Below are 13,480 nucleotides of genomic sequence, written 5' to 3' on the forward strand. Positions count from 1 at the left end.
AAATTTATTAATATTCCGACTTCATACAAATAGATCATACATCCCAAGAATTAAAATAATACATATTGAAATTATTTCTGAATATCTTGATAACTTATCAGAAATTACCTTTTCACCAATGTAATACCCTATTGGTATAAATACAAGGCTAAAAATCAAAGAGGATATAGATGTTATAAAAATGTTTAACCCTGAAATACTTGCCCCTATTCCTAAACCAATATTATTTAAACAAAGAACAATTCCTAGGATAATAGCTTCTTTAAAGTCTATAGTTTTTGAGTCATTTGTATCTATTATTTCTGGGTTTCTAAGTGTGTTTTCATAGTGTTTAAACCCTGATGCATCCTCATTAACTTCTTCTGTGCTTTTCTTGCTGTCAATGTTTTTTTTGAGCCAATTTATTAATAGAAATATGCCCAATAATATTAATATGCCACTTCCTATTATATTTGAATATTTTAGGGGGATTAATTGCAAAAGCGTTCTTCCAAATAACATTGCTAAAAAAGTACCGATACCAGAAATAAAGGATATCATAAAGTTATTTATAAAATTTATTCTAACTTTTTTAGCCCCATAACTCAGCCCTACAATAAGATTATCGCTGCTTGAGGAAATAGCAAAAAGAAAAATCGATAAAATGTTCATATAATTCCTCCAAAGTAAAGATATCACGAGATTATAGTATTATAGGACTCATTAAAAGGTTACTGAATTCCAATTTAATGACTTCAAAAGAAGCTACATGTTTATGCATGTTTTTCTTATATAATTCAAACTCCCTATATAATTTATAAAGAAGTAATAAGGTTATGTTGCTTCTTTATTTTGAGGACTTAAAGTAGTTACCTTGGGCATAATATTATTAATACATATTTGAAAGGAGTTGCTGTAGCTATGACTAAATCAGATACTATTAAACAAAACAGAAAACCTAATAAATTAATTAATGAAAAGTCCCCATACCTTCTGCAACATGCATATAACCCAGTAAATTGGAATCCTTGGGGAGACGAAGCCTTTGCAAAAGCAAAAGCAGAAGATAAACCAATCTTTCTTTCAATCGGTTATAGTACTTGTCACTGGTGTCATGTCATGGAGAAAGAATCCTTTGAAAATGAGGAAGTAGCAGCAATCTTAAATAGATATTTTGTAGCAATAAAGGTTGATAGGGAAGAAAGACCAGATGTAGACAGTATTTATATGACGGTATGTCAAGCTTTAATCGGAAGTGGTGGATGGCCCCTAACTATTTTTATGACCCCAGACAAAAAACCGTTTTATGCAGGTACTTATTATCCGAGGGAGAGTAAATATGGAATGCCTGGTATAATGGATATACTTAATTCTATTGCGCAGCAATGGAAGGTCGAAAGAGAAAACATTGTAGACTCTAGTGAGAAAATAATACAGCATATAAAAAGTATAGATGCTAAAGTGAAGCAAGCAGATGTAGGAGAAGAACTAGGCGAAGATGAAATACATAATGCATATAATAGCTTTATGAGTGCATTCGATAAAAATTATGGTGGATTTGGAAGAGCTCCTAAATTTCCAGCACCTCACAATTTGCAATTTTTATTAAGATACTGGAAAAATTATAATGAACCTAAAGCATTAAAAATGGTAGAAAAAACTTTGGAGTCAATGTATGAGGGTGGGATTTTTGACCATATTGGTTTTGGGTTCTCAAGGTATTCTACAGATCAGAAGTGGTTAGTACCTCACTTTGAGAAAATGTTGTATGATAATGCATTATTAGCACAAGTATATATTGAGGCCTTTGAGGCTACGGGTAAAGTATTCTACAAAGAAGTTGCAGAGAAAATTTTTACTTATATACTAAGGGATATGACATCTAAAGAGGGTGCTTTTTACTCAGCTGAGGATGCAGATAGTGAGGGAGTAGAGGGTAAATATTATTTATTAACGTTAAGCGAAGTAGGTTTAGTGTTAGGTGAGCAATATTATAAGACTTATTGTGAATATTACGATATAACAAAAGAGGGTAATTTTGAAGGCAAAAACATACCAAACCTTATTGGTAAAAAAAGCAGCTCAAAACTAGATGAAGAATTAGGGCAAAAACTAGATAAAATGAGACAAAGATTGCTAGAGTATAGAGAAAGAAGAATTCATCCTTATAAGGATGATAAGATATTGACCTCATGGAACGGACTTATGATTGCGACGCTCGCTTATGGAGGCAGAGTTTTTGAAAATAAGAGTTATATAAATCAGGCAGAAAAGGCTATGAATTTTATCTTAAATAACATGATTAACGAAAAAGGAAGATTAATGGCTAGGTATAGGGATGGTGATGTTGCTCACTTAGGCTACCTTGAGGATTATGCATACGTTGTTCATGCATTAATTGAATTATATGAGGCTACATTTAACGTAGTATATTTAAGTAGAGCAATAGAGCTTAATCAAAATATGCTCAATTTGTTTAAAGATGAAGAGCAGGGTGGATTGTTTTTATACGGAATTGATGGAGAAGAGCTAATTGTTAGACCTAAAGATATATATGATGGTGCGGTGCCTTCAGGTAACTCCGTGGCAACTTTAAATATGCTAAGGCTCGCTAGATTAACTACAAATGGTGATTTAGAAAGTGAAGCATATAAGCAATTTGAGGTTTTTGCTTCAAAGGTTAAAACTATAGAAAGTGCCCATGCATATTTTATGACCGCTTTATTATATAGTATGGTACCAGGAAAGGACATTATTATTGCAGGTGATGAAAATGAAAGCAATACTAAGGTTATGATTAAAGAATTAAATAGCAAGTATCTTCCTTTTTCTACAGTAGTTTTGGATATTGGTGACGAAAGGTTAACTTCTATTAATTCTGAGATTAAAGCACACAAACCTATAATGGGGAAAACTACTGCTTATATTTGTGAAAACTTTTCTTGCAAAGAGCCCATTACAGATCTTAAAAAGTTTATTGATATTATCAAGGGTTAGGGTGAATTATTATTACACAGCTCAAACATTAAGAAAATTTGACAATAATGGACTATTGGTGATAAAATATAATGTATTATGGAGTAAATATATAATAAATAAATTTTAACTCTTATAGGGTAAATCGCGAGTAGCGTTAAAATATTGAGTGGACGTTATAGTCAACTATAGTGGTCTTTCGCAAGATATAACCCGTCTCTATGTGTAGAGATGGGTTTTTGTTATATTACAACATATATTTGTTTTCAAAGTAGAGACAACAATTAATAATTGTTATCGAGCGTCAAAGGAATACAGGAGAGATAACAATTATTAATTGTCATCTACCCCAGAGCTATATAGGAGGGTACTTTTATGGATTATAAAAAAATAGTTGCACAGAGAATTAAACAATTGGTAGAAATAGACATAGAAACAATAGAGAGCTTAATTGAAATACCACCAAGACCTGAAATGGGGGAATTTGCTTTTCCGTGTTTTCAATTAGCAAAAACCATGAGAAAAGCACCAAATATGATAGCAATCGACTTAAAAGAGAAAATAGAAAAAGATGGTTTTGAAAAAATAGAATGTTTTGGACCTTACTTAAACTTCTTCCTAGATAAAGGAGTATTTATTAAGAATACTATAGAAAAAATACTAGAAGAAGGAGATAGTTATGGTTCGTCTAAAATGGGTGAAGGCAAGAATATAGTAGTGGAGTATTCATCACCTAATATAGCAAAACCGTTTCATGTAGGACATTTATTCACTACAGTTATCGGTAACTCTTTATATAAGATACTTTCTTTTGAAGGGTACAATTGTACAGGAATTAATCATCTTGGAGACTGGGGAACACAATTTGGTAAGCTTATTTATGCTTATAAAAACTGGGTGGATGAAGAAGCTTTAGCTAGCGAGCCTATTAAAGAATTATTAAGAATTTATGTTAAATTTCATGAAGAGGCTGATATAGACCCAACACTTAATGATGAAGCAAAGATGTACTTTAAAAGATTAGAAGATGGATCTTCCGAAGAAGTTGAACTTTGGACTAAATTCAGAGACTTAAGTTTAGTTGAGTTTAAAAAGCTATATGAAACCTTAAATGTTAAATTCGATTCATATGCTGGGGAAAGTTTTTATTGTGACAAGATGGATGACGTGATTAAGGACATAGAGGATAAGGGACTACTTGTTGAAAGTAATGGAGCTAAGGTTGTAATGCTGGATGAGTACAATATGCCACCTTGCATAATTAAAAAGTCAGATGGAGCAACAATTTATGCAACTCGTGATTTAGCTGCAGCAACTTACAGAAAGAATACTTATGATTTTTATAAAAACATCTATGTAGTTGGAAAAGATCAATCTCTTCATTTTAATCAGGTATTTACTACTTTAAAGCTTATGGGTAATAAGTGGGCAGATGATTGTAAACATGTAGCATTTGGAACAGTAAGATTTGCAGATAAAAAATTATCTACAAGAAAAGGGGATGTTATCTTCTTGGATGAGTTATTAAATCAAGCGGTTGCGAAAACTCTTGAAATAATAAACGAAAAAAATCCTGAACTAGAAAACAAAGAAGATGTAGCTAAAAAAGTAGGAATAGGCGCTATTATATTCACTTACCTTAAGAATCATAGAGAAAGAGATATAGTTTTTAATTGGGAAGAAATGCTTAGTTTTGAAGGTGAAACAGGTCCTTATGTTCAATATACTTATGCAAGAGCAAAAAGCATATTAAGAAGAGTAGAAGAAAATAGTAATAAAACTGAAACTAATGTTGAGCTTGATTACAATAAACTTAATTCTAAAGAAGAATTTGAACTTGTAAAGGAATTAGAAGGGTTTAAGAACTCGATTATGTACGCTATTGATAAATTAGAGCCTTCTATGGTTACCAGGTATGTTATCGAAGTAGCTAAAGCCTTTAATAAGTTCTATAATCAGCACAATATAGCTAACTTGGAAGATGAATCCAATAAAAGAGCAAAAATTAAAATGGTAGAAGCTACTTGTCAGGTTATTAAAAATGCATTAAACCTTATAGGTATAGAAGTAGTAGATAGAATGTAAGATGCCTTTGTTATTTATAAGAATTTGCGTTATTGTGGCATTTGCAATAACGCTCTTTTTAAGGTATTATTATATTATAGAAAAATGTAAAACTTGTTTAGAATTACGTAACAAATAAAAACACATTTGTTATAATGTATGCTTTTCTTTTTTTTATAGATTAGGGGGAACTATGTTCATAAAAGAGTATCAAATAAAAGTTGTTTTACCTAGCGAAATTTATAACAAATATAAGATGGACACTATTGCGTATTTAGATATTGAAGCTACTGGCTTTGATATGGAATATGATAAGATAGTATTGATATCTTTAGGGTATTACATAAAAGAAGGTCTATTTAAAATTGTTCAATTTTTTGCAGAGACGCCTAGCGACGAGGAGAGTCTTTTGAAAGAACTTAAAAAATCTATGGGTAAGTTTAAAAGATGGTGTTCTTTTAATGGAACAGCGTTTGATGAACCTTTCATAATTAGAAAGATGTATAGATATGATCTCGGATTTAGATTGCCGAGGGAACACATTGATTTGTTCAGGATGATAAGACCATTTCATAAAAAGATGGGAATTAAAAATTGTAGTTTAAAAAGTGTAGAGCAGTTTACTGGAGTTAAGAGAAAAGATGAAATAAATGGAGCCAGATGCGTAGAACTGTATAATGAATACCTAGTAAAGCATGACGAAAAATTGAAGGAAATTTTAATGCTTCATAATTATGAAGATGTTGTAAATTTACCTAAAATATTTAAAGTAATTAACACTATTGAAATTGATTTAGATCTTAAGAGAAAAGAAAAACTAGCTAAAAAACAAATGTCTCATTTGAAGAATAATAGAAATTCAAATGAGTCATTAAAAATAGTTAACAGCCAACAACGATTATAACGATATCTTAGTTATATTAGCAAACTAGATGTATACATAAGATATTATAAAAAAACAGTGGTATAATACAAAAATGTATTATACCACTGTTTTTTATTTAATTTTGTTATCTTTTTTATTTGATGGTTTTATTTCACAATTATGGTTACAGCTTTTGCATCCATTTCCACAACCACAATCGCCTTTTGCTTGCTTTTTTATAGTAGAATACAAGATATATCCAGCTGCAATAACAATCACGCCAACTATAATAAATTCCATGGCCGCTTCACCTCTTTATATTTATAGTATATATTTTATACTATAAATTTTTTATTATCCCATTATTATACTACCGACATTAAATATTATGAATGAAACAACCCAGGCTAGAATTAATTGATAAGATACTGAAAAAACTGCCATTTTGGTTCCATATTCCTTTTTCATAATAGCTATTACTGATACACAAGGAGTATATAATAACACGAAAACTAAAAAACTATAAGCGGATAATGGCGTAAAATAGCTAGCTAAAGCATGTGTTAAATTACCACCATATATAACCCCCATAGTACCTACAACAACTTCTTTAGCCATTAGTCCAGTTAATAGTGCTATTGAATTTTGCCAAGACGCAAATCCAAGTGGGATAAATATTGGGTTTATAAATTTTCCGATAGAAGCTAGAAAGCTAAGGTTTATGTCAACCATACCAGTTGAGTTGAAATTTGATAAAAACCATACTACTACGGAAACTGAGAAAATTATAGTTCCGGCTTTCTTTAAGAAACCTTTGCCTTTTTCCCAAGTATGTATTAATAAGCTCTTTGGTTCTGGTAATTTATATTCTGGTAATTCTATAATAAAAGGTTCCTCATTCTTTTTGAATAAAGTATTTTTAAATAATAAGCCGATTGCAAATGCTAAGGTAATACCCATTAAGTATAATGAGAATACCATAAGTGTTTCTCTACCTGGAAAGAATACTGATACAAATAATGCATAAACTGGAAGCCTAGCATTGCACGACATAAGAGGTATCAAAAGTGCAGTTAATTTTCGGTCTTTTTCACTCTCTAGTGTTCTAGCAGACATTATTGCTGGAACAGAGCAACCGAAACCAACTATCATAGGAATAAAAGCTTTACCTGATAAGCCCATTTTTCTCATTAGCTTATCCATTATAAAGGCCGCTCTAGCCATGTATCCACAGTCTTCTAAAAATGAAATACCTAAGAATAATGCCAATATAACTGGTAAAAATACTATTACAGAACCTACTCCACCCACGATACCATCTATTAATAAAGATGAAAACCACGCACTGTTATTAGACAGTAAATGAGTTAAAGCTGGAACAATAGAATCATTAAGCAAGCTATCTAGTAAATTAGCTAAGGGCTGTCCAACCCAATTAAAGGTAAACATAAAAATTATAAATAGACATACGAAAAATAAAGGATAAGCAAGAATTCTATTAAGCACGATTTTATCTATTTTTTGTGTAGCAGAAGCTTTATCATCACTTTTTTTATTAGTACATGATTTTAGCAGCGTTTCAATGTAGGAATAAGTTTCTCTTTCATCTTTAAATTTTAAGCTATTTGATGATGAAGTAGAATAATCTCCCTTAAGAAGGCAATCTTTAAGTTCAGAAATACCCTTACTCTTTGAGGCCACTATAGGCATTATTTTTACCCCTAGTTTTTTTTCTAAAAGGTCGTAGTTAATATCTAAACCCTTAGCAATTGCTACGTCAATCATGTTTAATACTAAAATTATTGGTTTGTTGAATTGTTTTAGTTGAGTTGTAAGGTATAAATTTCTATCAAGGACCGACGCATCAACAATGTTTATAATTACATCTACGTTACCATTTTCTAAAAATTCTTTAGAAACTTTTTCTTCATTTGAATAAGTATCCATGGCATAAATGCCAGGCAAGTCAACAATTTTAATTTTATTGTCTATAAAGCCTTCCTTTTTTTCAACTGTTACTCCAGCCCAATTACCTACATATTGGTTAGACCCTGTAAGTGCATTAAATAGAGTTGTTTTACCAACATTAGGATTACCTAGTAAAGCAGCAGTGATCATTCAAACCCTCCTTGTAATGTCTCGAAATAATAATTACGCTTTTCTTATACATATACTTTTAGCATCATTTTTTCTTATTGCTAAATTAAAACCACGTAAATTTATAATAATAGGATCTCCTAGAGGTGCAGTAGCTATTAATTTAACTTCAGTACCTTCGATAAAACCTAATGCGAGTAATCTTTTAGCGAACTTATCGTCACCACATATTGACTCAATAAATGCATTGTCTCCTGGTTTTAAATCATAAATGCTTATAATAATCACTCCTTAATGAAAACACTTCTCAATACAATATTAACATGGATATTAATTAGTGTCAATATAAAGAAAAAAGATAATTTATATAAAAGAATTTAATAAAATAATTTTATAAAATAGTGGATATGTGATAACATATAAGTAGAGCAGAGTTTTAAATTAGATATGTGCAAATTTACGGTTTTGCTCCCAGTAAATTAGTAGAAAAGAGTGATATTGTGATTACAAAACTTATTAGTGTTAAGGTAGGGGAAATCTCTACGGAAGGGTCCTTTACCATAGACGGAAATAAACAACTCTTTAAAGATGCATTGTTTTTTGATTTAGAGCATTACATTTACAAGAAGCCTATATGTATTGGAGTTTTTGGATGCTGCTTTTATGATGAAATAACAAATGAGCTAAAGGTTACTCAATATATGGCAGAAAACAAAACAGATGCTATAGAAATATTAACTTTAGCTAAAAACTATTTTGAAGAAATGAAAATAAAATACAATAAAAAATACATCGTTACATTTTCAGGTAACAATGATTTTACAGTTATAAACTATTTATTAAAAGCTCATAAAGTTGATTTTTTACTAGAAGGGTATTTTGGTGAAGTAGATCTACAAAAATGTTATGAGAAAGCTGAAGGAGTTTGCATTGGACTTAAAGCTTTAGAAAAAATATTTAACATAGATCGAGAGAGCGAAGTAATAAGTGGCTCTAATCTAGCTAAAACCTTCAGTAGAATAGTAAAGGATAACGAGTATATAAATAGAATGCCACAAGCGAAAAAAGAAAAAATATTATTATATAATCAACAAGATGTTGTCAGTTTATTCTATATATATGTAGATTGGTTTAATAGAATAGGGTTAAAAACAGAAGAAGACACAACACAGCAGTAGCTGTGTTTTTTATTTTCAAGAATTTATTATAATAAGCCTTACAATAAGGAATATCGTGACGACTTCTTTAATAATTTAATATAAAGATATTTTATAAAAATATTATATGAGGGGGGAAGTATATGGAGAAGGTTAAGCAATACATTGATGCAGCCATGGGTAGGATTAAAGCAGATCTGGTGTTAAAGAATGCAAGTTTTATCAATGTTTTTACTGAGAGCATAGATAGAGGAGACATTGCAATAGTTGGGGATACCATTGTAGGAATTGGTAAATACACGGGCGACGTAGAAATGGATTGTTCAGATTTATATGTGTCACCTGGGTTTATTGATGCACATGTACACATAGAATCCTCCATGATTATGCCTAAAGAATTTGCAAAGGTAATAATAAAAAAAGGTATAACTTCGATAATAGCGGATCCACATGAAATTGCTAATGTAGAAGGCATGAGTGGTGTTAATTTTATGATAGACAATAGTAAGCAGGCACCTATAGATGTTTTCTTCATGCTACCATCGTGTGTTCCAGCAACTAAATTTGAGGATAGTGCATATGTTCTTAATGCTGAGGATTTAGAAAAACTAATAAATTACGATAAAGTGCTAGGTCTTGGTGAAGTAATGGATGTTCCAGCAGTTATAAATAATGATGAGGGTATGTTGAAAAAATTAGATGTAGCAAAGAATAAACTCATTGATGGGCATTGCCCTAATATATTACCTGGCGAGTTAAATGCATGCTTAAGCTGTGGAGTAAGAACAGATCATGAAAGTACAAGTGTTAAAGATGCATTATTAAAAGTTAGCAGGGGAATGTACGTTATGCTAAGAGAGGGATCCGCTGCAAAGAATTTAAAAGCAATACTCCCAGCTGTAAACAATCAAAATTTTGGAAGATTTTTATTTTGCACTGATGATAGGCATATTGATGACCTACTAGAAAGTGGATCAATAGATAATTGTATTAGAATTTCTATAAAACAAGGGCTTAACCCTATAAAGGCATTTATAATGGCCTCATATAATGCGGCTAAATGTTATAACTTAAAGGATAGAGGAGCTATAGCCCCGGGATATAAAGCAGATTTGGTAATGTTTGAAGACTTAAAGGGTGTTAATATAATAAAAGTTATAAAAAACGGTAAAGAGTATAAAGAATCAAGGGATAAAAAACATGTTAAAGTAAATGTAAAATCTTCTATGCATATGGATTTTATAGATAGTGAAATTTTTAAAGTTGAAAGTGAAGCCTCAGCCGTAAATGTTATAAAATTAATACCCAATTCTCTAGAAACTAAATTGGTACAGAGAAAAACAGAAAATAAGCTGGGCTACATAAAAAGAATAATTGATAAAGATATATTAAAAATAGCAGTATTTGAAAGGCATCATAAAACAGGTAAACATTTTGTTGGATTTTTAGAAGGACTAGGTTTAAAGAATTGTTCAATAGCGCAAACTATATCTCATGATTCCCATAATGTTATAGTTGTAGGAGATAACGATAAGGACATGGAAGTGGCTGTTAATTCTTTAATTTCTATTGGTGGAGGTATAACTATGGTATCAGGTGGAAGGATTATTGCCCAGTTAAACTTGCCAATTGCTGGAATAATGACATTGGAGGCTCCATATATGGTAGCAGAGCATCTAAAAAGGCTCAGTAGAATCGCTAGAGGGTTCGGAGTTCGAAACGAATATGATCCTTTTATAAGTTTATCGTTTATGGCACTGCCTGTAATACCAGCAGTTAAGATTACTGCTAGAGGGTTGTTCGACTATAATAAATTTGGGTTTATAAAACTTATTGTAAAATAATATAAATATTAAAGATTAAATTGAATACAAAGTACTCTTCCTTGGCAATAATTGAGATAAATCAATTTCAATAAGTGTAAGGAGGAGTATTTTTATGTCATGTATTTCAGATGGAAGGTTACAACAGAAAAACATAAAAAATAACAAGAAAAGGGGGTTCACGCTAATTGAACTTATAATTGTAATTTCAATTATTGGAATCCTAGCAGCAATTGCGGTGCCTAAGTTTAGTGGAATACAAAAGGATGCTAAGATAAAGGCTGACATTGCTAGTGCAAGGGTTATCGGTGATGCTACAAATTCACTTATTGCTGAAGATAAAATCACAGGAACTTATACTACTTCAGCTATTTTAGGTGCGGATATAAAGGGTTATATTCAAGCTGAGCCAACTGTTAAGACGACTCCAGAAGGCTTGTTTAAAGTTCTAATAGATACTAATGGCAATGTTGTGGTTTCAGCTGGTTCTGGAATTGTTACCTATAAAAACTTGTATCCTACGCCAGATCCACAATATGGGAAATAAATAGTCATATTTAGAGTGAATTTATTATTAAAAGGTTTTAATGCATTGTGCTTTAAAACCTTTTACATTTAAGAAGTTATATTGTATTAATTATTTATTGATAAATTTATAGTAGAGTAAAACTCCTAAAACATGTTATGCAAATTCTACAATATTAAGAATGAATATAGACATTTTACATGTTAATATTTCCTTATATATGTTAAAGTTATAATGAAAATAAATACAATAGAGTTAAATACTTATATTAGTATTATATTAATACAAGTAAGAAAATCTTTTATTGTATTAAGGACAGAATAACTTAACTTAAGGAGGATTCACCAATGGAAAGCATTTTTCCAATATATATTTTTATCTTAGGACTATTAATAGGAAGTTTTTTAAATGTATGTATATATAGAATTCCAAAAGGAGAAAATATATCATATCCACCATCTCATTGTACCTCTTGTGGGAATAATATTAAGTTTTATGATCTTATACCAGTACTTAGTTGGATTTTTTTAAGAGGTAAATGTAGAAAATGTGGTGAGAAGATATCTAGCAGATATGCCTTAATAGAACTTGCTACAGCTATTCTTTTTTTATTAACTTATTTTCATTATGGAATCAGTATTAATCTTGTACGGTTCCTAATACTTATACCTTTTTTAATAGTCATAGCTATGATAGATTATGATACTATGGACGTATATACTATTACCACATGGATTGCAATATCTATAGGTGTTGTTTTACTAGGAGTGAACTTTTATCTAAAAGAACCAGTAGCTACCTACATTTACGGTGGAATCTTAGGCTCAGGTCTTATAATTTTTATTATTCTTTTGTCAAAACTTATTCTTGGGACAGAAGGTATGGGTTGGGGAGATGCAGAGATTTGTGGACTTTGTGGTCTGTTTCTTGGTTTTAAACTAACCGTTGCTATGCTGTTTTTTTCTTTTATAATTGGTGGAGTCATTGGCGTTTATTTACTTAAATTAAAGAAAAAAAGTGGTAGATCAGAGATGCCCTTTGGTCCGTCTATTATTATTGCTGCATTAATAATAATAATTTGGGGATATAGAATTATGAACTGGTACTTAGGAACATTCTAAAATCATTAATGATATTCATTCAAGCATTTGAAAATAGTAGTCTAAACATAAGAAATTTAACGAGAACTAGAGGATAACCTGGATAGATTAAGTAATTGGTAAACTATCTTGAATGGTTCTACTTGGCGATTTGGATTAAAAGTTGTATAATAAAACATAACTGAATTAGTTATGAAGGGTTGATATAATGCAAAATGCATTGCAGAACATGAATACTAAATGGAAGGAAAAAATCATGAAGCCGAAGAAAAGTGATTATCTTCAAAAGATTTATGAGCAGAATGCTAGCACAGGAAATTACGTTATACAGGTAGCTATAGATAAGTACACTGATATATTTAATGACTGGGATAATGCTCCTTTTAGAAAAAGAGACATGGATCCGGATTTAGCAATTTTTCTAGAAAACTGTTTTGAAGAGATTCCTGAAAAACATGGAGTAGATATATGTTTTTATTTACCCAAAGAAGGAAAAGACGTAAACAGAGAAGAATCGTTAATTGCAGGTATTAAAACCTACTATTCCTTTTATTTACATCAGGAAATTAAAGTACTAAAGAATAATTATCATAAGATATTTAAATATGTATTCGCATCACTTTGTCTACTGGCTGTGTCTGTTTTTTTAGGCGCAAATGTCGGTGATAACATAATACTTGGAACCATACAACAAGGATTTAACATAGGTGGTTGGGTGTTTTTATGGGAAGTTATTTCAATGGTGATCTTTCGAGGACGTGAAGTAAGCTCTGAAATTAGTAAATACCAAAGATTTTTAAACTCATTAATATATTTTAAATATGGTAATGAGAATCCATTACCATAATGCGAATAATATAAAAGCTCTACGAAATTTATCGTAGAGCTTTTAT

Annotated in this window: 12 protein-coding genes; 8 read left to right on the forward strand and 4 right to left on the reverse strand. The window is 30.7% G+C overall.

The window, feature by feature from the left end; all coding sequences use genetic code 11:
- Positions 1 to 21: 21 nt before the first annotated feature.
- The gene (ytaF, locus tag LGK95_RS02380) at positions 22 to 651 is read right to left on the reverse strand and encodes a sporulation membrane protein YtaF (protein ID WP_226121839.1); all 630 of its coding nucleotides are present in this window, start codon (positions 649 to 651) and stop codon (positions 22 to 24) included.
- Positions 652 to 900: 249 nt separating this feature from the next.
- On the opposite strand from ytaF, the gene LGK95_RS02385 reads away from it, so the two are divergent.
- From LGK95_RS02385 to LGK95_RS02395, 3 genes are all read left to right on the forward strand, one after another.
- Positions 901 to 2,976, forward strand: a complete 2,076-nt coding sequence (locus LGK95_RS02385) for a thioredoxin domain-containing protein (RefSeq protein ID WP_226121841.1) — start codon at positions 901 to 903, stop codon at positions 2,974 to 2,976.
- A gap of 354 nt (positions 2,977 to 3,330) precedes the next feature.
- Positions 3,331 to 5,040 (forward strand): arginine--tRNA ligase, encoded by a 1,710-nt coding sequence (gene argS / locus LGK95_RS02390; RefSeq protein ID WP_226121843.1) that lies wholly within the window; start codon positions 3,331 to 3,333, stop codon positions 5,038 to 5,040.
- A 172-nt stretch (positions 5,041 to 5,212) separates the two neighbouring features.
- A complete protein-coding gene (locus tag LGK95_RS02395; RefSeq protein ID WP_226121845.1) occupies positions 5,213 to 5,923 on the forward strand; it encodes a ribonuclease H-like domain-containing protein in 711 nt (236 codons plus the stop codon).
- A gap of 93 nt (positions 5,924 to 6,016) precedes the next feature.
- Here the strand turns inward: LGK95_RS02395 and LGK95_RS02400 are convergent, their stop codons facing one another.
- The 3 genes from LGK95_RS02400 to LGK95_RS02410 are packed head-to-tail and all read right to left on the reverse strand — an operon-like array spanning position 6,017 to position 8,260.
- Entirely contained in the window at positions 6,017 to 6,184 is a 168-nt protein-coding gene (locus LGK95_RS02400; RefSeq protein WP_226121847.1) for a FeoB-associated Cys-rich membrane protein, read from the reverse strand.
- Positions 6,185 to 6,238: 54 nt separating this feature from the next.
- Positions 6,239 to 8,002 (reverse strand): ferrous iron transport protein B, encoded by a 1,764-nt coding sequence (gene feoB, locus LGK95_RS02405; protein ID WP_226121849.1) that lies wholly within the window; start codon positions 8,000 to 8,002, stop codon positions 6,239 to 6,241.
- 33 nt (positions 8,003 to 8,035) lie between these two features.
- A complete protein-coding gene (locus tag LGK95_RS02410) occupies positions 8,036 to 8,260 on the reverse strand; it encodes a FeoA family protein (protein WP_226122298.1) in 225 nt (74 codons plus the stop codon).
- Between the two features lie 221 nt (positions 8,261 to 8,481).
- Here LGK95_RS02410 and LGK95_RS02415 point away from each other — a divergent pair, with 221 nt between their 5' ends.
- The 5 genes from LGK95_RS02415 (at position 8,482) to LGK95_RS02435 (ending at position 13,434) form a co-directional block, all read left to right on the forward strand.
- On the forward strand, positions 8,482 to 9,159 hold the full coding sequence (locus LGK95_RS02415; RefSeq protein ID WP_404814396.1) for a ribonuclease H-like domain-containing protein: 678 nt from the start codon (positions 8,482 to 8,484) through the stop codon (positions 9,157 to 9,159).
- A gap of 122 nt (positions 9,160 to 9,281) precedes the next feature.
- Entirely contained in the window at positions 9,282 to 10,982 is a 1,701-nt protein-coding gene (ade, locus tag LGK95_RS02420) for an adenine deaminase (protein WP_226121851.1), read from the forward strand.
- A gap of 94 nt (positions 10,983 to 11,076) precedes the next feature.
- Positions 11,077 to 11,508, forward strand: coding sequence for a prepilin-type N-terminal cleavage/methylation domain-containing protein (locus tag LGK95_RS22310; protein WP_264174452.1), 432 nt, complete (start codon positions 11,077 to 11,079; stop codon positions 11,506 to 11,508).
- Between the two features lie 326 nt (positions 11,509 to 11,834).
- Positions 11,835 to 12,608 (forward strand): prepilin peptidase, encoded by a 774-nt coding sequence (locus tag LGK95_RS02430; RefSeq protein ID WP_226121852.1) that lies wholly within the window; start codon positions 11,835 to 11,837, stop codon positions 12,606 to 12,608.
- A gap of 187 nt (positions 12,609 to 12,795) precedes the next feature.
- Positions 12,796 to 13,434, forward strand: coding sequence for a hypothetical protein (locus tag LGK95_RS02435; RefSeq protein ID WP_226121853.1), 639 nt, complete (start codon positions 12,796 to 12,798; stop codon positions 13,432 to 13,434).
- The last annotated feature ends 46 nt before the right edge of the window (positions 13,435 to 13,480 follow it).

This window comes from Clostridium algoriphilum (genome assembly GCF_020443705.1).
Lineage (GTDB): Bacteria > Bacillota > Clostridia > Clostridiales > Clostridiaceae > Clostridium_AD > Clostridium_AD algoriphilum.

Excerpts from the sequence above, each read along its gene's own strand:
- ytaF (WP_226121839.1), bottom strand. The coding sequence starts at position 651 with ATGAACATTTTATCGATTTTTCTTTTTGCTATTTCCTCAAGCAGCGAT.
- LGK95_RS22310 (WP_264174452.1), top strand. The coding sequence starts at position 11,077 with ATGTCATGTATTTCAGATGGAAGGTTACAACAGAAAAACATAAAAAAT.
- LGK95_RS02395 (WP_226121845.1), top strand. The coding sequence starts at position 5,213 with ATGTTCATAAAAGAGTATCAAATAAAAGTTGTTTTACCTAGCGAAATT.
- argS (WP_226121843.1), top strand. The coding sequence starts at position 3,331 with ATGGATTATAAAAAAATAGTTGCACAGAGAATTAAACAATTGGTAGAA.
- LGK95_RS02435 (WP_226121853.1), top strand. The coding sequence starts at position 12,796 with ATGCAAAATGCATTGCAGAACATGAATACTAAATGGAAGGAAAAAATC.
- LGK95_RS02385 (WP_226121841.1), top strand. The coding sequence starts at position 901 with ATGACTAAATCAGATACTATTAAACAAAACAGAAAACCTAATAAATTA.
- LGK95_RS02430 (WP_226121852.1), top strand. The coding sequence starts at position 11,835 with ATGGAAAGCATTTTTCCAATATATATTTTTATCTTAGGACTATTAATA.
- ade (WP_226121851.1), top strand. The coding sequence starts at position 9,282 with ATGGAGAAGGTTAAGCAATACATTGATGCAGCCATGGGTAGGATTAAA.
- feoB (WP_226121849.1), bottom strand. The coding sequence starts at position 8,002 with ATGATCACTGCTGCTTTACTAGGTAATCCTAATGTTGGTAAAACAACT.
- LGK95_RS02400 (WP_226121847.1), bottom strand. The coding sequence starts at position 6,184 with ATGGAATTTATTATAGTTGGCGTGATTGTTATTGCAGCTGGATATATC.